Below are 19816 nucleotides of genomic sequence, written 5' to 3'. Positions count from 1 at the left end.
ACCCGACCATCGCTGATCCGACAAGGAGCCTTGCCATGCCCTTAGGCGTCAACCTCTGCTTCGCCGTCAAACGGATGCCGGAACCGGAACGCTGGGCCGCGTTCGTCCGTGAAGACCTCGGCCTCGACCACGTGCAGTTCACCTTCGACCTGCTCGACCCCTGGTGGCCCGACGAGCAGCGCTCCCGGCTGGCCCGCCGGGTACGCGATGCAGCCGCGGCCTACGACCTGATCATCGACTCGTGCTTCGTCGGGCTCGCGCACTACGTGCCCAGCGGCCTGCTCGACCCGGACGCCGACGCCCGCGCCGCCGCCCTGACCTGGTGGCAACGCGCGATCGACCTCACCGCCGAGCTCGGCGCACCGGCGGTGGGCGGCCCGATGGGCACGATCAGCGAGGCGGACTCCGGCGATCCCGACCGCCGAGCCGACCGCCAGGACGAGCTCGTCGACCACCTCGAACGACTCGCCCGCCGCGCCTCCGACGCGGGAGTGCGCGACCTGCTGGTCGAGCCGACCCCGATCCTGCGGGAGTACCCGGCCTCCATCGAGGACTGCCAGACCCTGCTCACCGCCTTGCGCGGACGCGGGATCACCAACGTGGGGCTCACGCTGGACACCGGCCACGCGGTGTTCCAGCGGCTGCACGGCACCGACGCCGGGATGGAGAGCTGGATCCACAGACTCGGCTCGAACATCCGGCAGATACACCTGGACAACACCGACGGCCACGGCGACCCGCACTGGGGCTGGCCGCACCCGCAGGGCACCTTCGACGTCGGCGCCCTCGCGGCCTGCCTCACCGACAACCAGCTGTCCGATATTGCAGTGATCCTGGAGGTCTACCCGCGGTTCGAGGACGACTCCACCGAGGTACTGAAGCTGATCACCAGCTCCGTCGAGCACTGCCGCCGCCACTTCCCCGCCTCCGCAGGAGAGGAGGTGGTCCGCGATGCTGTCACTGGCTGAGCTGTACCCGCGTGACCGGCTCGCGGTCGAGGTGTCGCTGTGGTCGGCCGACCTGGCAGCGCTCGGCGCGGACGTCGCTCGCCTGGCCCCGTACGCCGACGTCTTCCACCTCGACGCCTCCGACACCCGCTTCGTACCCAGCCCGCTGTTCTTCCCCGATCTCGTCGCGGCGTTGCGCCCGTACACCGCCGTGCCGTTCCACGTCCATCTCATGGCCGAGCGCGCCCTGCCCTTGGCCGACGCGTTCGCCCGCGCCGGAGCGGACTTGCTGTCCGTGCACGCCGAGGCCGACGATGTCCGTGACGCCCTGCGGGGGATCCGCGCGCTCGGCGGCGCCGCCGGGCTCGCGCTGCGCCTGGACACCCCCCTCGACACCGTCACCGTGTATCTCGACGACGTCGACTTCGTGGTCCTCATCGGCACGCCGCTGGGCACCAAGGGCACCGCGATGGACCCGGCCGCGCCGGATCGTGTCCGGCACCTGCGGGCACTGGCAGCCAGCGCGGGCCGAGACCGGCTGCCGGTCATCGCCGACGGCGGCATCCGCGACAACACCGTTCCCGCGCTCGCCGCCGCCGGCGCCGACGCTGTGGTCGCCGGATCGCTGCTGCTGGGCAGCGACGACCTCGCGGCCACCACCACCTGGCTGCACAACCAGCGGCGCGACCCGGTGTTCGCCGAACACCGCGCCGAGGTGCGACCGTGACACCGGCCGCGACAGGGCCGCTGGATAGCTGGGTGGTCAGCGTCGATCTGTGGGGGACGCTGATCACCTACGGCGATCGCGACGCCGAAGCCGCCTGGCGGATCCGTGAATTCGAGACCGTGCTCACCGAGTTCGGCCACGACCTGCCCGCAGACCAGGTTCGTGAGGCGATCCTCGCCGTGCGCGCGGATACCCAGCAACGCCAACGTGAGACCGGGGAACAACCTCCGGTGCGCGGCCAAGTCGAGCAGATGCTCACCGTCATGGGCCTGCCCCTGGACACGCGCCTGGTCGACACCCTGCTCGTGCCGCACACACACGCGGTCCTGCGGGCATGCCCCGATCTCATTCCCGGTGCGCACAGCGCGCTCTGGGCGCTGCGGCAGGCCGGAGCACGGCTCGTGCTGACCTCCAACACCCTCGCCACCCCGGCGTCGGTGTCCCGGCTCATCCTCGACGACCACGACCTGACCACGGTGTTCGACGAGACGGTCTTCTCCTCCGACGTCGGGGTGGCGAAACCCTGCCGCGAAATGTTCGCCGCGGCCGCGGCAGGCACGGCCCTGGACCGGGTCGTGCACGTCGGCAACAGCCTGACGACCGACATCCACGGCGCGCTGGACGCCGGATGCCGCGCGGTGCTGTTCAACCCGCGCGGCAAACCCTGCCCCGCCGGCGTGCGGGCCATCACCAGCCTCGACCAGATGCCCGACGCCGTCCTGGCCACCTGCGCCTGAACCCGCCACCGATCCAAGGAAAACCGTTGATGATCACGCCGCTGGACATTCCCACGGCCCGCGTTATGCCCCGCCCGCTGCCGCCGAGCGGCCTGGACCTCCTTGTCGCGGCGTCATCCCGCGAAGGCCGGGCACGCCATCTCCGCGACTTACTGGCGGGCGCCGACGCCGACGGGGCGGTCTACCTGCTCGACCCCGACCAGGCGCGCACGATGCTCGATCGCGGCGTCAACCCGCAGCTGTACCTCGCCTACCGCGACATCGCCGCGCCCCGGACCAAGACCGGCCAGCCGGTCAACGGCGCCGACGGCACACACGCCTGGTTCGCCGACCTCGTCGTCTACACCGCGGCGAACCTCGGCCCCAGCCCGGAACCCGGCCGGTCCCTCGGCCACTGGAACACCCCGGCACAGGTCGAGATCTTCCAATGCCTGTCCGGGCGAGTTCTTCTGTTGCACACCAACATCGACGACGCCGGAAACTCCAGAATGGACTACCACGTGTGCCAGGCCGGCGATCACGTCGTCATCCCGTTCGGCGCCTGGCACCTGACCGTCGTACTCGACGCCCCGGCGGCGGTGTTCAACATCTACACCGACGTCGCCGAGATCCTGACCGGCCACACCAGCCGGGACGCGGTCGACAGCGACCTGAAATACCGAGCCGCCCCCGCACCCGAGCTGACCATCACACGCACGGCCTCGACGTTCGCCGTGGCCGGTACCCAACACGAGCTCACCGAGCGACCTCTGCGGCGCGGCGAATCCCCGACCTGGGCCAGGGACCTGCTGATGCCCTCCGGGCTCGCGGCGCTCTACCACCACGCCCCGGACGCCGAACTGGCGCGGCTGCAGGAGCACGCCGCGCACTTCGGCCGCCGACATGTCACCGCCACGACGTCATGACGACCCCACGCACACACCACCCCGCGGCCGCCGACCCCTCCTGCCCGATCCGGCCCCTGATCGGTGCCACCGCACCCGCCAGTGCGACGTGCCGCTTCACCCAGGGACCGGCGAGCGTCACCCTGCGGACCGACCACGCCGAACTGCTCACGGACGCCGAAGCCACGCTGTACTCCTACGCCCGCACCACGACGGCAGCCAGCCGATGGACCATCACCGTGCACACCAGTGCGCGCGTCGACCAGGTCGGCGCCGCCGCCCTGTTCGCCGACGCCGACGACCACGACATCGGCCCGAACCTGCAGGCCCAGTCGATCGGCGTTCCCGGCGGCCGGGCGTTCTGGATCCGCGCCCACGCCACCCTCGTGCACCTCGACGAGATGTCCGGAACGATCACCGTGTACGCCGGCGACCTAGACGCCGCGCGGTTCTTCAGCGCCCGGCTCGTGCGGCAGGCCATGACCGCCCAGCTTCTGGAACACGACGCGGTCTACGCGCACGCCGCCGCGCTCGTGCACGCCGATCACGGCCTGCTGATCGCCGGGCCGAAGGGCGCGGGCAAGACCACCACCCTGCTGAGCACACTGCGACTGGTGGGCGGGGACTTCGTCACCAACGACCGGCTCCTGCTCCGCCTCGAACCCGGCGGCCCCGGCACGGTCGGCCACGCCTGGCCGATGCACCTGCGCGCCACCGCCAGCACGCTGCGCGCCGTACCGGGGATGAACCGGTTTCTGCCCGCCGAACAGCGGACCGAGCAGGGCTCGCCGAGCGGCAAGATCGCGATCGAGCCGGGCGACCTACGGGCCGCGCTACCCACCACGCAGATCCGCGGCGAGCTCCAGCCGACGCTGATGCTCTGGCCGTACCGCAGCGACCAGGACCGTCCCCCCGAGCCGGTGCCCACGGCCGAGGTGCGCGATGTCCTGGTACGCACCCAGTTCTTCATGCACGACCCGGTCACCCGCACCACCTCCCACCGCAACCACTGGCTGCTGCCCCCCGACCACGACCGGACCGCGCTCGCGCTCAGCGCCGTCGCGGACCAGCTCGCCCGGACCGTGCCGTGTGTTCGGATCCCGGTCACCGACTCGCCCGCCGCGTTGGCAGCTCGCGTGACAGGCCTGCTCGATCAACCAGCCACCCGACCGACCGGACCAGGTGGCCGGAGATGACCGACCAACGGACAGACCGCCTCGCCGAAGACGCCGTCCGGGCGCTGTGCTGGGGCGCCGGCGCCGAGATCCACACGATCATCGCCCGTGCCGTGCTGACCGAGCTGGGCGCTGCACTCGAGCAGACAGTGCGGTCGAAGACGCTCTGCCTGCTCGCCGCATACCTGCACGACCACCCGGTCCCCGAGCTGGATCGCACGGTGACCCGGTTCCTCGACCACACGCTGCGCACCAACCGATACAAGACCTACGCCTGTCGCGCAGCGGCCCTCGCCGACACCGCGGCACTCCGTACCGCGGGCGTGGCGGTCGTTGTGCTCGGCGGGCTCAGCGTGGAACACACCCTCTACGCCAGCACCGGCGCCCGCCAGTTCAGCGACATCGACCTGCTCATCGCACCCGGCGACGCCGAACGCGCGCACGCTGTCCTCCGCGCCCAGGGCTACCAGCCCAGCCAGGACAAGGGAACCTGGACGCGGCAGACCGGCGATCCGATCGCCCCGCTCATTATCCTCGACCTCAACGCGACCCTGCCCTGCGGCGCCGCTGACGACGTCCCCGGTCTGCTGGCCCGCCGTATCGAGATCGCCGTTCCTCCCCACGGCCACCCGCTCCCGGTCCCCGAGCCCTCCGACGCGGTCCACCACACCCTGGCCCGGCTCGCGAACCGGCCGCGCTGGGCACTCGCCGCCGACGCGATCCGCCAGCTCCGCGCGACGGCGCCGCCCGCCCCACACTGCGCCGACGTCCTCGCCGGGTGGTCGGTGCTGCGCTCGCACTGGCCGCTGTTGCCCGCGGCTCCGGCCCGCCTCCCCGCCAGCGAGGAGCCGCACCGATGATCATCGCCTTAGCCGGGCTGCCCGGCGTCGGCAAAACCACCCTCGCCCAGCAGCTCACCAGCCACATTCCCGCCGCGCTGTTGCTGCGCAAAGACGCCGTCCGGCACGCCCTGTTCGGCACCGAGCACACCACCTACACTCGCGACCAGGACGACCACTGCGTCCAGGTCCTCTTCGCCACCGCCGTCTGGCAGTGGCTGCGGGCTCCCGCCACGACCGTCGTGCTCGACGGGCGGACCTGGCTGGCCCCCGGCCAGGGCGAGGACCTGCGCGCCTTCGCCGCAACGCACCGGCACCCCTTACTGCTGCTCGAATGCGTCTGCCCGGTCGACGTCGCTCACGCCCGGCTGGCCGTCGATCACCAGCACGGCCGTCACCCGGCGGCCAACCGCACCCCGCAGCTACACCAGGAGCTCGCCGCCACCGCCGTGCCGATCACCGGCCCGAAACTGTTGCTGGACACCGGAAAGCCGGTCGCGACCAACGTCGACATCGTCCTGCGCCACCTGGACACCCTCGCTCCGTCCGACGCCGTGATCCGTCCGGCGGCCCCGACCACCGTGGAGATCATGTGACCACCGAACTGCCAGGACTGCTGCTGATCGCACAGGCGACCGTCGAGCACGGCGCGGCGTTCTTGCGCACCCACCGCCCCCGCACCTGGACCGGCAAGGGCGATCGGGACATGGCCACCGACGTCGACCTCGCCATCGAACGGATCGTGCGCGACGAGCTGACCCGCGCCACCCCCGGCATCGATGTCCACGGCGAAGAAGAAGGCGGCCCGACCAGCGGCACCCGCTGGGTCATCGACCCCGTCGACGGCACCGCCAACCTCACCCACGACATCCCGCTGACCGGCATCTCCCTCGCCCTGGTCGTCGACGATGACCCTCTGCTCGGAGTCATCGCCCTCCCCCAGCTCGGCCGCACCTACTGGGCGGCGGACAGCCTCGGAGCCTGCCGGGACGGCAACCCCCTCCACGTCACCGGACCGGCCCGGCTGGACGAGGCGATCGTCGCGATCGGCGACTACGGCACCGGACCCGGCGCCGCCACCCGCAACGCGACGATGCTGGCCATCCACGCCGCCCTCGCGCCCCTTGCACAACGCGTCCGGATGCTCGGATCCGCGGCTGTCGACCTCGCGCTGCTGGCCGACGGCGCCCTCGGCGCCTCGATCACGCTCGGCAACCGCACCTGGGACATGGCCGCCGGAGCAGTCATCGCCCGCGAAGCCGGCGCCCACGTCACCGATCTCGACGGCACCGACCACACCACGACCTCGCGCTGCACCATCGCCGCCGCACCCGGCCTGACCGACGACATCCTCCGCATCGTCCAGCGCGCGAGCGCGGCCACCAGTTTCACCGGCGAGGAGATCGTCGCGTGCTGATCACCTTCGAGGGCCTGCCCGGAGCGGGCAAAAGCACCCAAGCCCAGATGCTCGCCCGGTGCCTGCGCGCCCACGGCCACACCGTGACCACCCTGCCCGACCTGGCCACCCTCGACACCGAACCCGTCGCGGCCGCCCTCGTCGCGCTCCTGCGCACCAACGCGGACCCGTTCCTGCGCACCGGCGACGCCATCACCGACACCTTGATCACCGCGGCTATCCGGGCGGACCTCGTCGCCACCGTCCTTGACCCTGCGCTGGCAACGGCACCCGGCGCGATCGTCATCGAAGACCGCGGTATCCACACCATGGCCTCCTACGCCATCGCCAGCTTGCTGCGCGAGCACCGGGCCCCCGCCGACGTCGCCCTCGACTGGCTGCACGCCCTCACCGCCCTGGCCGGGCCACGCCCCACCCGCGCGCTGTGGCTGCGCGTACCTCCAAACCTCGCCGCCCGGCGCGCCGACGACCGGAGCGGACGAGACCGCGCCTCGCTGACCGAGGAGCAACGCGCCCATCTCACCTGGGTCGACCACGCCTACGCACTGCTCGCCGAGCACGACCCGCAGCTCGCCACACTCGACGTCGCCGAACTCGACCCGGTCAGCACCCACCACGCCATCCACACCGTCCTGGACCAGACCCACCAACCGGGCGATATCACCCTGCGCCCGTGCGCGGGGCACCACGACTCCGTCAGGCCGCTCTCCTACGCTGACCCCACCAACCCGTGCCGAGCCGAAACCGGGAGCCCTAACCGATGACCACGTTGGCCAGCCACCGCGACCACATCGCTCCCGCCGACCTACTCGGCGGCCTGCGCGCCGCCCGCGCGGTCGGCAACGACGCCCCGGCCGCCACGCTCGACGAAGACGGGCTGCGAGCGCTTGACGGGGGCCGCAACAACGACGTCTTCGCCTGGACCGCAGCGACCACGCCGATCTGCATCAAGCTTTACAAGAAAACCGACCGGCAGCGCGTCGAGCGCGAATGGCACGGGCTCACCCATGCAGTCAGCTTGGGCAGCACGCCGACACCGCTATGGCTCGACGAGGACCCCGACCAACCGGCACTGGGCATGACCCTGCTGCCCGGCGCCCCGATCCTCGACGTCCTCGACCCGTCATCCGCCATCACGGCGCTCGCTGAGACGACCCGCGCCCTGCAGAGCCTTCCGCTGAACGAGCCGCTGGCGAGCCTGGAACGCGTCGACTCCATCAGCCACTACATCGCCCGGCTCACCGACGTCTGGCCCGGCCAGCTCGCCGACGCCGCCGACGAACCCCAGACCCCGGACATGCTCGCTCTCCTGCGCCGCTGGGAGACCAGCGGTGACGCCGAACTGCTCGCGCGGCCCGCCACCCGCGTCTACTCCCGTGGCGACGCGAACATGCTCAACTGGCTCCACGACGGCGGGAACACCTATGTCGTGGACTTCGAGTTCAGCGGCTACTCCGACGTCGCCGTCGACGCCGCGGACCACATCGAGCACATCAGCGCCCGCGCCATTCCCGACGACGTCTGGTCTAGCGCCGAAGCCGAACTCGGCATCACACCGGACATCCGCACACGATTCGCCGCCGCACAACGCACCATCGCACTCCGGTGGCTCGCCGTACTCTGGAAGCAGCGCACCAAGCGAGTCGAGGAGTTCACCGCACAATACGAGCGCGTCCGGGCGCTCCACGAGTGACTGACAAGAAACGTGGCACCTTGCTGCGGTTCTGACCAGAGTGTTGGGCCGCCTCATCGACACTCCGATCGCGTGGGCCGCAACGGACGGTCCGCCACGGTGGGCCTGTTCGGCTCGGCGGTTCGGGCTCCGAGCGGGTCGAGCACGTAGCATTTCCCGAATCCGAAGGTCTGGTGGCGCGGCGAACAGGTGGACGAGGATGACAGGGCGCGTGGCGTGGTCAACGTACGGCGGCGACGACATCGAGGCCGTCGTAGCGATCATGTTGCTACGCCAGCATCCTCACGGCCGCAGGATCCGTCCTTCGCAGGGCGATGGCGGCCTCGACGTCGTCATTCCTCACAGCGCACGGAAGTGGGAGGTCTACCAGGTCAAAAGCTTCGCGACGACGCTGAGTGCCTCCCATAAGAAGCAGATCAAGAAGTCATGGGAACGAATGCTCGCTTACACCGCGAAGCAGCGCGTTCAGGTGACGAAGTGGCATGTGGTCAGGCCGATCGACCCCACCCGGGAAGACATCGCCTGGCTCAACGATCTGACTGCTGGCTCTGGCATCCCATCGGCCTGGACCGGACTCGCCACACTGGATGGGTGGGCGGCCCAGTTTCAGGACGTCATCGACTACTACCTGATGGATGGGAAGCAGCGTGTCCTGGACACCGCCCGAGACTTCGTCCGGGCCGCCGGGCTCGATCGGGCAGCCGGGACCGGTCAGATAATCTCGACAGAGACCGCGCTCGAGGGCCTGATGGCGCTCGCTAAAGCCCTCAATGAGATCGACCCGCACTACCGTTACCGCCTCACCGCCGATACAGCTCCAGCCGACGGCACGTTCCAGATGCCACCAGACCTCCAGGACCTGGTTTACTCGAGTGCCATCGTTCGGGACGGGATCCTCGCCCAAGTTGACGTCTTCCAACGCTACAACGAGGTCCAGCTTGACCGACCGCTACCCGACGAGCTCTCCGTGACCTTCAAGCCGACATCGCCGACGGAGCATGAAGCTGTGACGCAGTTTCTCACCTATGGCATCCCCCTGCATGGCGTTCCAGCTGAGGTTGCCGTCACTGGTTCGCCGGACAGTTTCGAGCTGCCGGACCTGAGCACAGGAACGCTCAGCATTCTCCCGGGAGGCGATACCCAACCACGGCCGTTCGACCTCGTGGTCGCCGTCGAGAACGACCACGAGCGTGTCGAGCACCGAGCCTGCCTACTCATGAACCCACCAACCACAGGGGTCAACAACCAGAACCGTCAGGCTTGGACCGGCGAAGACCCCAGCGGTGTCCTGGAAGTGACCATCCTGGTCTCACACCAAGACCGTCAAGCCAGCCTGTCGCTCAGTATGCGAGACATCTCCGGCGTGGATCCCCAGACGGCACTGGAGACCCTCGCTGCTGTCTCCGCCATGCGCGACGGTGCGTCCGTGAGTCTCAACATCCCTGGCGGCCCAGCCGTACTATCGCTCGGCACCCTTCCAGACACGTTGTTCGCAGAGCCCGAAGTCCTCGAACACCGCACGGCGGTATGCGCGGCGCTCACGCTGCTACAGACCAAAATCCCGATCAAGCTGTCAGTGCCGGACATGGCCACCACCGACACGAGTCAGCTGTTCGCGTGGTTCAACGCGGCCGCGCTTCTGGACGGTGAAGAGGTGAGGCGTGCCTGGACGGCGCTCCCCTTGACTCTCCGAGACGCCGACACCGACCTACGGCTACCGAGACTCTTCCGTGTTACTCACGAACTGACGGTGACTATCGAGGACCGTGACTGGAACGTCGGTTACATCGACCAGTTCGCCGAAGCAGTCGCCTGGACACCGACCAGCGACGATGGCCGGAAAGGCGTACTGACTCCGGGCGAGAACACCATTGTCCGCGTTGCCTTAGCCACGGATCCTGAAGCTGCGGAACGCGCTGTCAGCGGGAGCGTCGAACTGGCGCTCCCGGACGCCCAATCCGAGAACCCTGACTAGCCGAGCCCGCTACGGCGTGCTTGCCTTACGTTCTCGAAAGTTCATCACTTCTGACCTGTCAAACCTGACGATCCGCGGACGAGATGTGCGTGCGGCGCATTGCCCGGGCCGCGCCCCTGGTTCCCGCGGCGACTTCGCGGCCAAGCAGATCCAGCATTCCCTGCTCGGCCAGCAAGTCAACCAGGCGCAAGGCGGCGTGCATGTTGCCGTCGTCAGTGAGCTGGCGCAATGCCTCGGCGTCTCCTCGCTCGGCCAGAAGGGCAGCCGCTAACCTGTCGGCGCGGCGGTCGCCGCTATCGGCGCGCTGCCGTAACTGCTTCAGGTCCCCGCGCTCAGCTAGGAGACTCACCAACCGGTCCGCCGCATGATCGTCGCCGATATCGGCGAGTTCGCGCAGCGCCACGACATCCTTCTGCTCGGCCAGCAGATCAACTAACAACGCGGCGGCGTATGGGCTAGCGCCTTGGCGCACAGCCTGGACGCCTTTCTGCGCGGTCAGCAGGTCAGGCAGCGGTACGACGGCGAAGATATCGCCGTTGTCGGCGCGTTGGCGCAGTGTCTCGGTATCCCCTTGCTTCACGAGCACGTCGACCAGCACCAGGGCAGCGTCGAGGTCGCCGTTGTCGGCACGTTCAGTTAACTGCTCGACGTCGCCTCGCTCGGCCAGAAGGATAGCCAGCCGGTGAGCGGCGTTGTCGTTGCCGTGGTCGGCGAGCTCGCGCAAGGCATCGACGTTTGCCTGCTGGGCCAGCAGGACAACCAGGCGGTAGGCGGCCTGGTCGTTGCCGTTGTCGGCGCGCTCGCTCAATTGCTCGACGTCGCCGCGGTCGGCCAGCAGACGAACCAGCTGGTGAGCGGCACTGTCGTTGCCGTTGTCAGCACGTTGTCGCAAAGCATCGACGTCTCCCTTGTCGGCGAGCAGTGCATCCAGTCGAATGGCGGCGTGGTGGTCGCCGTTGTCGGCGAGCCGGCGCAATGCCCCGGCATCCCCCCGCTCGGCCAGCAGATCCGCCATCGGCTCAGCAACGTCAAGGTCTCCGTCGTCGATGAGCCGCTGGTACAGGGTGAGGGCTTCGTGGTCGCGGCCGCGGCGGCGTGCATTGTCGGCGATGCGTTCGGTGTCGTCGGGGTGGTGGTGGCGGACTAGGGCGTGCCAGACACCGCCGGGGAGGTGTTCGGTCCGGCGGACGCGGAGGGCGTGCTCGTGCAGGTAGTCGGCGACCTGGTAGCCGGTGATGGATCCCATTCCGGCGGCGACGGGGCAGAGAGTGCAGGTGGCGCCGTGTAGTAGTTCGGTGGCGTAGGTCAGAGCGTCGTCGAGCCAGCGTGGTGGCGGGGTCGCTTGCTGCCGGTTGGTGAGGTAGCCGGGTGCGGCGGCTTCGAGGTAGTCGCGGGTGAGGGGTGCGTGGGCGCCGACACGGCGGGCGTCGAGCGCGGCGGTGATGACCGCTTTCGCGTAGACGGGTGCGTGTTCCCAGCGGCGGATCAGTTCCGGGCCTGCGGCCATCACCTGGGTGAAGCCTGCGTCGGGGGTGTCGAGCGCGACCCGGATCCGGCGATCGGCGCCGGCGAGCTCCTCGGCGCGACGCCGTTCGTGAGTGCTGAGCGTGCCGGGCACAGTGAGCACGTCGGCCAGGTCGAGCAGCCGCCGGTCGTTGGCGTACGGATCCGGTTCGCCGGCCTCGGGCAGCGCGACCCTATTGGTGCGTTCGCCGGGCCAGCACGTCGCCACCAGCACTACGCCTGCCTCGATCATGCTGCGGACGTCTCCTACCGGCACGCCTCCGCGGAAATCGAGGTAGTCCTGCAACTCGTCCAGCCACACCACCGTCCGGCCCGCCGGGTGCCTGGCGAACTCACGCAGCACGTCCGCCTCCCCGGGGTGCAGCAGCCACCAGTCCGGCAGCACCGCCCGCACCGCCTCGAACAGCGCGCGTGTCTTCCCCACCGACGAATCCCCGGTCACCAGCACAAAACCGCCCTGCTGCCCGGCCAAGGTGATTTTGGAGCACAGGTCGGCGTCGAAGTCCCGCGGCACATAGAGCGGCAGATCGTCTTGCTTGGACTCGTCCGGGCCGTCCCCGGCGAGCTGGCCGACCTGGATCGCGGCGTGCACTCCCAGCACCCGCGGACGCGCGTCCCGGACCCGCACCGCCCCCGGCGGGCGCTGCTCGTGGGAATGCATGATCCGGTCCAGCGTCTGAAGCCAGGGCCGCTGCGCATCCTCCCCCAGGACGCCGCAGGTCGCCAGCCACGTCACCACAGTCTCTTGCTTTGGTACCGACCTGGCGTGAATCACGTCGCTGGCCGTGGAACTGGGAAGAGTTCGCTGCCGTCCGTCCTGCGGCGGGAGCTTCCTTGCCGCGGCAGCGAGGTCTCGTAACGAGAGGCCACGGTCGAGGCGTAGCTGATCAAGCGCCGCGGACAGCTGGTCCAGAGTGACGATCTCCTCCAGCTCCATGCTGACGACTCTCCTTCGCAACGTCGGTGGTCTGTCCGACAGGGGCCACCGGACACCGTACTCAGTCTTCCGGCGGCACCAGGCCGTTACCGGTGATCCCACCTATGCCCGTCTGCCCGCGCAACGTTGTCCGGGTCCGTCCGGGCCCGTGCCGGACTGCGCCCCAAGGCGCCGAGGCTGTTCAGCAACACAGGCGAGCCTGGAAAGGCCGTTTCCTAACTGTCCTGTTCGGATGGTCGGGTTTCAGCGACCCGTGTGGCGGCGTTCCCTAACAAGGCATCCGTAATTTTTCGCGAGTACGTGGCGAGTAGGTCCGTGAGTTGATCAGCCTGGTCCCACAGGGTTTCGATCTCGGCCATCACGTCCGGGCCGTCCTGGGAGTCGTCGTCCTCGAGCTCGCGTGCCCGAAGGTGGGCCATGGTGGCGACGGCAACCTCGCGGGCTGAGCCGAGTATCTCCGTGCTCGCAGGTTCTGCGATCTTGCATCGGGCGAGCCAGTCGGTCAGCTGATCGGGTTCTGGCAGGAGTGGCGCGCGGGCCTCTTTCCACGGTGTACCCCAGAGGCGGCGGCGTCGTGCCTCGGCGTTTCCGTCCTCGGACAGCGTGGGTTCTCCGTTGCCGTAGCGGATCTGCAAACCGAGGTGTTCCGCACGTTCGAGTGCCACGGTCGCCATGTCCCGCCCGTGCTCACCCGGGCGTGCTGGCGTCATCGCCAGCCTGGCTGCCAGGAGTGTGAGGTCCCGGTCTGTGGCGGAGATGTCGGGCAGGACGCGAAGGTCTTCGTCGTTCAGCATGATGGTGGGGTCTGCTGCCACTACTCGGGCTGTGGGCACGGTCTGGCGGGTTCCCGTGGCGGCGAGGGCGAGCGAGGCCACGTCCGACCACCAGGCGACGAACTCGCGTGCTGCCTTACGGCGTTCCCGGGCCACGTTGTTGGCTGTGTTGCTGCGCATCGACAATTGCGCCCCCACTGGATCGGGCTGGTCGTGGGTCATGCGGTTCGCGATTCGGTGTTCGAGCCGGGTCTCGCAGGCTTCGGAGAGGCTCATCATCGTCGCGTCGGCCGCGTTCGCGTCGGCGATCATGTCCTCGCACACCAGGGCCAGCTCGCCGAGAACACCGCGTAGAGCCGCCTCGTCGAGCGCAGGAGTCCCGGTCTGTGTCGGTCCGGGGTTGTCGGTCGGGTTGATGCCGCCGCTCATGTGATGTTCCTGTCTGGGTTTCATGGACGGGTATTCAGGCCGGGTGTCTGGTTTCTCGTGCGCAGTCGCCGCCGGAGGATCCGAGTGCCATCGGCCGGGGATTTCTGAGCCGAGTCCCCGGGGCGTCTCAGGTGGTCGAGTTTCGCTGGATGTTCAGCAGGGGTGGGTCGGTGTCCTCGAGGTGATCGAGCAGTGCGTCGACGCCGGTGCTGGTGGATCGGGCGACTTCGCCGCTAGTGAGCGGGATCAAGGTCATCAGCTCGACCAGCACCTTCCCGTCGGCACCGAAGATCACGTCGAAGTCGTCGAGGTAGGGGTGACCGCCGACGAGGACGCCGGTGATGTCCGTGTCGACGAGCAGCGGCTGGTCGTTGCGGATCACCTGGTTGTTCACGACGCCGCGCCGATTCTCCTGGACGATCTTGAGGGTGGCTTCCACCAGGTAGAGCGCGGCGCCGTCCTGGCCGTGCTCGACGGAGCACACGAGTTCCTGCGGGTACACCGCGGTGATGGGCTGAGCGGAGAGGCCGTGGGTGGCGAAGGTGACGTACTCGGGGCGTTCGTGCCGCCAGATCTCGACACCGTCGACGTCGGTGACCCGCTTGCCGTGGCCGAGGTAGCGGGTGAGGTGGTCGTCGAGGGCGGCCTGCTCGGTCATGGTTGCAGCAGCTCCGTGAGGTCGGCGGGGAATCCGTACTGGCCTTTGGTGATCTCGGCCGGGGTGTTGCCGTTGGTCTCGGTTGCGGTCTTGTCCGCGCCGCGGTCGAGCAGGAGCTTGATCATGGCGCCGTCGGGCGACTGGCGCCATCGGATGACCGCGAGGTGCAGGGGCGTCGCACCTGGCTTGTAGACGGCCTGGACGTTCGCGCCGGCGTCGAGCAGTGCGCGGGCGGCGTCGACCTTGCCCTCTTGGACCGCGAAATGCAGTGGCGTGTACTGGCTGCGTTTCTCGGTGATGTTGACGTCGACACCGTTGGCCAAGCGGCGCCCGATAGCGGCGACGTCGCCTTTCTGTGCCGCGTAATGGAGTTCGTCGCGTTCTTCGCGGTCCGGGTTGGTCATCACACCTCGTTTCCGTTGCACCGTATGCTACCTGGCCGTTTCGCGTGGTTTACGGTGGTAGTTCGTATTTGTGGCTGTGGTTGGCCTCGGGTGTTTCGAGGCGGTAGCGGTCGGGGTCGTTCTGGTCTTCGATGACTTTCTCGCGTGGGTAGCTGTTCGCTTCGGCTTCCTCTTTGTAGCGCCACCATTCCGAGCCTGGTTGGTGCCCGAATTCGTATTTTCCCGGTTCCGGGACTGTCATGCCGGCGGGGTCCGGTTTGCCGGTGTCCGGGTCGACTTTGACGAGGCTGCCGTCGGGATTGTGTGCGGCGGGGATCCGTTCCCGGGACGCCTGGCACACGAAGTCGCCGGAGCCGTCCGGCTGCCGCTCGGCGTCCCGGTAGATGGCTCGTTTGGTTCCCTGCCTGAGCTTGACCCGGTTCCGGGTCGGTTCGTAGACCGGACGCGGTCCCGGTGCCGCTGGGCCGTCGTGACCTGGCGGATTCGGGTTGTCGCTGTCATGGTGGCGGGCGAGGCCGTCCTTGATGAGCTTCCCGGCGCCGAAGGTGGCGGCGGCGATGACCATGTCGCCGGTGATTTTCCCGAGCGCCCGGTCGCCGCGGCCGGCGGCCCAGTCGTCCCAGGCGACCATGGACTTGAGAGTGTCGACGGGATGGGTGAGGTTGTGGGCCATCGCGGCGACCGTGCCGCCCGGGTCGCTGACCGCTCCCCATAGTCCTTCGAGAACGCCTTGGGCGCTGTCGAGCATGCCGCCGTAGAAGTTCGCGTCGGCCTGTTTCCGGGAGTCCTGGGGCGCCAGCGCGGCTTCGGCCTTCAGGGCCTCGGCGCACCGGCCCCCTTCCCCTTCCAGCTGCTGGCGGGCCCGGTTCAGGATGTCGCGGGCCGCTTGGCGTTTCGCCGCACCGGGATCGGTGAAAGGCGGTGGCTGCACGACGGTCGGGTCGCCCCGCTCGATGTTCGCTCGGTTCTGCGCCTCGGCCTGGGCGCAGGCGTGGCCGTGGGCGTCGACCGCGCGCTGGGTGTCGGCCTCGCCTTGCTTCCACTGGGCGATCGCCTCCGTGGCCTGGCCTTGTGCCCAGGCCAGACAGTTGGCGAGGTCGGTCAGCGCGAGCGCGGCGTTGTCGAGGGAGTCACCGGCGTTGCCCCAGCGCGGCACCTCGGTCTGGTGATCGTCGTGGAACTGGTTCGACGCCGGCCCCTGCCATGCGCCGGTGTCGATGCGCTTGAGCGCCTCCCCCGCCTCGAGTGCGTCCCGGGCCCGTTCGTGCAGCACCCGTGCGTTCTCGAACACCGCGTCGGGGTTGCCCGGTACCAGCGCTTTCGGATTGTCGGTCTGTCCCAGCTCCGCGGCCTTCACCGGCCGCTCCCGACGCGGGGCGGCGCGCTGACCGAGCCAAGCCCGGGATCGGTCTTCAGCGCGGCGAGGTTGGTGTGCTCGACCTCGCGGTAGGCCTTCGCCGCGGCACCCAGCAGGCCCCCGAGATCGCGAGCACGATCTGCCAGCGCGTCCAGGCCGACACTCCACCGCCCGCAGAACTCCGCCAGCGCGGCATGAACCCCGTCATGCCCGTACAACGCGGGTTCGCCACACAAGCCGCGCAGCTCGAACCCCTCCTGGTCGTGCACGATCTCACCCATGCTTTTCGACGCGCTTTCCAGCACCTCGAGCTCCACATGAAAACCCGGGCCGTCCACCCCTCGTGATCCCTCCCCTGTCGTTCACCGGCCCGCACAGGCCGGGCGCTCGTTTAGTCCCGTGATTTCCCAGCCCACACCCGGGCTACGAAATCCACAGGCGCCACCTTCGATAGCACCGGGAAACGGTGGTCGTCATCAGGGTCGACCATCCCCGCGACCCCGTCCGGCACTAATTCCATAAAATCCGCGCCGGTCGCGGACAAGTAGTCACATTCGCCAGCGTGCAGGGCGAGCCGATCCAGCGACGAAAACACCACTGTCCACCGTCCCCGTTCACCCAATTCGGTCACCAGCAACGCAGTCCGTCGAGGCCGCCGGGCAAATACCGTCACCGTCGCGAACACGTCCATGAAGTCCGATAGGCCTCTCTGGCCAGCCTTGACTTGACGCGCGACAGCGAAGAGACGCGACACAGCACTCCCCCGGTCACGATGCACGCACGAGACCGTACTAGGAGTGAACGCCCATGATCAAGCCACCCCATGCGGTGCTACGTTCACGAAGCTCGACTGTCTGACCGGAGAACGCCGGCCAGACTGCACACCGAACCGTGCGGCACCGGCCGATGACGCCTGCGTGTCCCTGTCTCATCGAAACCGAGTGAAAGTAAGCGGCACAGAGTGTTTCCGTTGATGCAAACGGCGCTTATCAGTGCCGGTACCGCGGCAGCCGTGACCATCGCGGTCGAATATGCCGCCAAACCTAGGCTCGAAGCCAGAAAAGACCGCGTCATCGAAGGAATGAGACTGCGCCGGCAATTCGAAGCCAGGCTCCTATCGCTGCCCTATGATCTGAAATTCCTGTTCGGACTTACCCTGGCGAACGTAGGGGTGGCTGATGGGAGCACAGAACCTCGACGACAGGGGTGACGAGTGCAGCCAGCTCCACGTCGAGTTCGGCAAGTTCAGCAGAACCCTGCCGAGGTGGCAGGAAAAGGTTACCGACGGCTTCCTGATGCAGCTGTCATCCACACTCATGGCCCTGGATTTCCATATATCCACGTATAAGCAGACCGGAATCAACTACCAGCTGATCAAGGATGACCAGGTGCCGAAAGCCGGCACGGCCGACTATATCAAGATGATGATAGACGACATTTACATCTGCATTATGGGCGCCTCTTCCGCATTGGCCGTTCGGCCGGGTCGGCCGATTCGCTATGTCCGCCAGCTGCGCAGCTTGACCAAGACCCGACAGGAGCTCGCGGCAAAGTACGCGAAGAATGACACCACCGAAACGGCCAGCACATCGGGTGCCACCAACGTCGGGGTCGACGTTGACGCCCAGAGTCGCCCCTGACCGCGCTTCCCTGCCGGTGACGGAACGCGGCAACCTGCACCCAACAGCCGCGGCGGCGACGGACATGCCTCCGGATCGGTGGTTCAGAGACCCCAAGCTACCGGAGCGGGAACGAATTGTGAGTGAGTGCCGGAAGCCGGCTCGATCGCGACGACCAGTGATCAGGCTCGGGTCACTTCCCTGCGGTAGCCACCGCGCGGTGGCCGAGTTCCCGCGGCGACATGCGGGTCGTGGGCATCCAGGGCCACAGTCCCGACCGTGTCGCGCGGACGGCGGCGAGGATCTGCGGCCGGACCTTGACCGGCATGATCCGGCCCGCCGCGGCGAAAGCGGCTTTCACGGTGTCGCGGTTGATCGGCTCCTGGATCGTGGTGGCGATCTCGGCGAGGAAAGGCAGCAGTTCCAGCCATTGCGGTACGTCGCCGTAGCGGGCCCAGTCCGCCCACGGCAGTCGCCGGCCGTGGGCGTGATATCAGGCATTGACCGCGGCGAAGGCCTCGACCGCCGGGAACCCAGTACCGCGACCCCCAACCCGGTGTGTCGTGGCCGGCGCAGGCGCGGGCAGATCCGGGAACCTCGCGGCCAGGTCTGTGACAAGCGCGGCTTTCGTACCATGCGACAGCCCCAGCTCTTCCGCGCGCCACAAGATCGATTCAAGGGGCACGAATCCACCGATCCAGCTCGACCCCGTGGATTCCAGCACCGCGGTCACCAACGGCGGCACGGCGGGAGACGGGCCGTTCATCGCGTCGTGTGGCCCGAGCAGCAAGTCCAGTTCGCCGAGGACATCGAGCACTCGGCCTCGGATCGCGACCAGATGGGCCAGGGAAACAGGCACAGTCGACATGCGGTGATTGTCCCGGCCATGCGGTCACCCGATCGAGACAGGTCCCAGTGAATTCAGCCGGGAACACCTGACCGGGCGACACCAAGGCCTCGCTACAGCACACCCGTTTTTCCTATCCTGACCTCGGCCTTTCCGATATTGAAGCCCCTCCTACTCGCGTTGGACGGCCGCTTGCGGGCGAGGCTGAACGGACCCACAGTGCGGCACATGACCACAACGACCTGCCCCTGGTGCCGGAAGCCCTTGGGAGAAGACCGAAAACTGGACCATGGATTCGCACAGCGACACCCAGCGGTGGCCGCCATCTACGGGTTCCCGCCCGAGGCGTGCACCGGCTGCGCAGCCGAGTCCGACGGGCTCACCAGCGCACAGATCACCGAGTTTGTGGCCAATGACGCAGACTTCGGACAGTTTGTCCGCCGCTACTTCACGGCCTCGAGATGGGCGCACGGCGCCACTGCCGCGGAGCGAGCAAGCAGTGCGCTGACAGAATACGTTGCCATCTGTGAGCAGGAGGGCGAACTGCCCTGCGACTGCGACACGTGCTCGATCGCCGGATTCACCGCGGACTGCACACGGGCCGCGTTGCAGGACTACGAGAAGTACTTCCAGATGCAGCCGGTATGAAGAGATCCGCGGCTTCCGTCATACCGCCCCACCTCGGCGCCGACGCGTTCATATACATCGACGCGCCGTGCAGCCCCACCTACGTGGGGAGCAAGTTGATCACAGTGACCGTAGCAAGTTGGGCGAACCGGCGGATCGGGGCCTAGGCAGCGCACCAGGGCCTGTCGCAGGATGGCTGACGACGGAGCGACGATGTCCGGGGCGACGACGCGCCAACGTGCCCGAG

Annotated in this window: 21 protein-coding genes; 13 read left to right on the top strand and 8 right to left on the bottom strand. The window is 68.3% G+C overall.

Annotated features, from left to right (window positions below; all coding sequences use genetic code 11):
* The first annotated feature begins 35 nt into the window (after nt 1-35).
* From ACLJQ7_RS02195 to ACLJQ7_RS02145, 11 genes are all read left to right on the top strand, one after another.
* On the top strand, nt 36-968 hold the full coding sequence (locus ACLJQ7_RS02195) for a sugar phosphate isomerase/epimerase family protein (protein WP_410646412.1): 933 nt from the start codon (nt 36-38) through the stop codon (nt 966-968).
* The gene (locus ACLJQ7_RS02190) at nt 952-1674 is read left to right on the top strand and encodes a ribulose-phosphate 3-epimerase (RefSeq protein WP_410646411.1); all 723 of its coding nucleotides are present in this window, start codon (nt 952-954) and stop codon (nt 1672-1674) included. Before ACLJQ7_RS02195 ends, ACLJQ7_RS02190 begins: the two co-directional genes overlap by 17 nt.
* Nucleotides 1671-2411: an HAD family hydrolase gene (locus ACLJQ7_RS02185; protein ID WP_410646410.1), complete on the top strand. Its 741-nt coding sequence runs from the start codon at nt 1671-1673 to the stop codon at nt 2409-2411. The genes ACLJQ7_RS02190 and ACLJQ7_RS02185 overlap by 4 nt, the downstream gene beginning before the upstream one ends.
* 29 nt (nt 2412-2440) lie before the next feature.
* A complete protein-coding gene (locus ACLJQ7_RS02180; protein WP_410646409.1) occupies nt 2441-3316 on the top strand; it encodes a hypothetical protein in 876 nt (291 codons plus the stop codon).
* The gene (locus ACLJQ7_RS02175) at nt 3313-4491 is read left to right on the top strand and encodes a hypothetical protein (RefSeq protein ID WP_410646408.1); all 1179 of its coding nucleotides are present in this window, start codon (nt 3313-3315) and stop codon (nt 4489-4491) included. Before ACLJQ7_RS02180 ends, ACLJQ7_RS02175 begins: the two co-directional genes overlap by 4 nt.
* Nucleotides 4488-5330, top strand: a complete 843-nt coding sequence (locus ACLJQ7_RS02170) for a nucleotidyltransferase family protein (RefSeq protein ID WP_410646407.1) — start codon at nt 4488-4490, stop codon at nt 5328-5330. Before ACLJQ7_RS02175 ends, ACLJQ7_RS02170 begins: the two co-directional genes overlap by 4 nt.
* On the top strand, nt 5327-5905 hold the full coding sequence (locus ACLJQ7_RS02165; protein ID WP_410646406.1) for an AAA family ATPase: 579 nt from the start codon (nt 5327-5329) through the stop codon (nt 5903-5905). The genes ACLJQ7_RS02170 and ACLJQ7_RS02165 overlap by 4 nt, the downstream gene beginning before the upstream one ends.
* Complete coding sequence (locus tag ACLJQ7_RS02160) at nt 5902-6726, top strand: inositol monophosphatase family protein (protein WP_410646405.1); 825 nt, start codon at nt 5902-5904, stop codon at nt 6724-6726. The genes ACLJQ7_RS02165 and ACLJQ7_RS02160 overlap by 4 nt, the downstream gene beginning before the upstream one ends.
* Entirely contained in the window at nt 6720-7490 is a 771-nt protein-coding gene (locus ACLJQ7_RS02155) for a dTMP kinase (RefSeq protein ID WP_410646404.1), read from the top strand. Before ACLJQ7_RS02160 ends, ACLJQ7_RS02155 begins: the two co-directional genes overlap by 7 nt.
* Nucleotides 7487-8419, top strand: a complete 933-nt coding sequence (locus ACLJQ7_RS02150; protein WP_410646403.1) for an aminoglycoside phosphotransferase family protein — start codon at nt 7487-7489, stop codon at nt 8417-8419. The genes ACLJQ7_RS02155 and ACLJQ7_RS02150 overlap by 4 nt, the downstream gene beginning before the upstream one ends.
* Before the next feature lie 199 nt (nt 8420-8618).
* Nucleotides 8619-10394, top strand: coding sequence for a hypothetical protein (locus ACLJQ7_RS02145; RefSeq protein WP_410646401.1), 1776 nt, complete (start codon nt 8619-8621; stop codon nt 10392-10394).
* A gap of 58 nt (nt 10395-10452) precedes the next feature.
* On the opposite strand, the gene ACLJQ7_RS02140 is transcribed toward ACLJQ7_RS02145, so the two are convergent.
* The 6 genes from ACLJQ7_RS02140 to ACLJQ7_RS02115 all read right to left on the bottom strand — a co-directional run bounded on the left by ACLJQ7_RS02140 (nt 10453) and on the right by ACLJQ7_RS02115 (nt 16814).
* Nucleotides 10453-12855 carry a hypothetical protein gene (locus ACLJQ7_RS02140; RefSeq protein WP_410646400.1) on the bottom strand — a complete coding sequence of 801 codons (2403 nt, stop codon included), beginning with the start codon at nt 12853-12855 and terminating at the stop codon, nt 10453-10455.
* 215 nt (nt 12856-13070) lie between these two features.
* Nucleotides 13071-14057, bottom strand: a complete 987-nt coding sequence (locus tag ACLJQ7_RS02135) for a hypothetical protein (protein WP_410646399.1) — start codon at nt 14055-14057, stop codon at nt 13071-13073.
* Nucleotides 14058-14184: 127 nt separating this feature from the next.
* On the bottom strand, nt 14185-14715 hold the full coding sequence (locus tag ACLJQ7_RS02130; RefSeq protein WP_410646398.1) for a suppressor of fused domain protein: 531 nt from the start codon (nt 14713-14715) through the stop codon (nt 14185-14187).
* Entirely contained in the window at nt 14712-15119 is a 408-nt protein-coding gene (locus ACLJQ7_RS02125) for an ankyrin repeat domain-containing protein (protein ID WP_410646397.1), read from the bottom strand. Before ACLJQ7_RS02125 ends, ACLJQ7_RS02130 begins: the two co-directional genes overlap by 4 nt.
* 49 nt (nt 15120-15168) lie before the next feature.
* A complete protein-coding gene (locus ACLJQ7_RS02120; RefSeq protein ID WP_410646396.1) occupies nt 15169-16476 on the bottom strand; it encodes a putative T7SS-secreted protein in 1308 nt (435 codons plus the stop codon).
* A complete protein-coding gene (locus tag ACLJQ7_RS02115) occupies nt 16473-16814 on the bottom strand; it encodes a hypothetical protein (protein ID WP_125677262.1) in 342 nt (113 codons plus the stop codon). The genes ACLJQ7_RS02120 and ACLJQ7_RS02115 overlap by 4 nt, the downstream gene beginning before the upstream one ends.
* A gap of 840 nt (nt 16815-17654) precedes the next feature.
* Here ACLJQ7_RS02115 and ACLJQ7_RS02110 point away from each other — a divergent pair.
* The gene (locus ACLJQ7_RS02110) at nt 17655-18116 is read left to right on the top strand and encodes a hypothetical protein (RefSeq protein WP_410646395.1); all 462 of its coding nucleotides are present in this window, start codon (nt 17655-17657) and stop codon (nt 18114-18116) included.
* A gap of 172 nt (nt 18117-18288) precedes the next feature.
* Here the strand turns inward: ACLJQ7_RS02110 and ACLJQ7_RS02105 are convergent, their stop codons facing one another.
* Nucleotides 18289-18456 carry a hypothetical protein gene (locus tag ACLJQ7_RS02105; RefSeq protein ID WP_410646394.1) on the bottom strand — a complete coding sequence of 56 codons (168 nt, stop codon included), beginning with the start codon at nt 18454-18456 and terminating at the stop codon, nt 18289-18291.
* A gap of 132 nt (nt 18457-18588) precedes the next feature.
* On the bottom strand, nt 18589-18963 hold the full coding sequence (locus ACLJQ7_RS02100) for a hypothetical protein (RefSeq protein WP_410646393.1): 375 nt from the start codon (nt 18961-18963) through the stop codon (nt 18589-18591).
* Between the two features lie 207 nt (nt 18964-19170).
* On the opposite strand from ACLJQ7_RS02100, the gene ACLJQ7_RS02095 reads away from it, so the two are divergent.
* Nucleotides 19171-19590: a hypothetical protein gene (locus ACLJQ7_RS02095; protein WP_410646392.1), complete on the top strand. Its 420-nt coding sequence runs from the start codon at nt 19171-19173 to the stop codon at nt 19588-19590.
* Nucleotides 19591-19816 lie beyond the last annotated feature (226 nt).

The organism is Amycolatopsis sp. cmx-4-54, from assembly GCF_046548895.1.
GTDB lineage: Bacteria > Actinomycetota > Actinomycetes > Mycobacteriales > Pseudonocardiaceae > Amycolatopsis.
The sequence above is the reverse complement of the archived record's forward strand: the minus strand, read 5'-3'. Positions and strand labels throughout refer to the sequence as shown.